Origin of the sequence: Phenylobacterium sp., assembly GCF_024508875.1 — a bacterium.
GTDB lineage: Bacteria > Pseudomonadota > Alphaproteobacteria > Caulobacterales > Caulobacteraceae > Phenylobacterium.
This window is the reverse complement of sequence record NZ_JANINU010000023.1, coordinates 12,217-12,589: the sequence shown is the minus strand read 5'-3', so window position 1 is coordinate 12,589 and position 373 is coordinate 12,217. Positions and strand designations below refer to the sequence as shown.

Here is a 373-nt window from a genome sequence, read left to right as displayed (position 1 = left end):
CACGTGGGCATGGCCAAGACCTTCACCCAGGGCCGGGCCATGACCGACGGCGCCTCCGAGGCCGACGTCCTGGGCGGCCAGGCGCCCGCCTACGCCACCAGCGCGTCCGTGACCAAGGTCTCCATGCCCAAGGGCAATGCGCCGGCCCAGGGCGGTCAGGCCCAGGCGGCCGCGCCCGCCGCCGCCCCGCCCGCGGCCCTCGTGGCCGTCAAGCCCGCGACCGTTCGCGCCGCGCCCACCGGCTCGGCCGCGGCCGTGAAGACCCTGCCGGTCGGAACGTCGATCCAGGCCAAGACCGGCGCCGCCGAAGGCGGCTGGTGGGAGGTCGACGGCGGCTACGTCCGCGCCTCGGAAGTCGGCCCGCCCGGTTCGG

Annotated in this window: 1 pseudogene; it reads left to right on the top strand. The window is 77.5% G+C overall.

Annotated features, from left to right (window positions below):
- Positions 1 to 9: 9 nt before the first annotated feature.
- Positions 10 to 373 (top strand): annotated as a pseudogene (locus Q0L11_RS02925) (hypothetical protein); the annotation flags it as partial.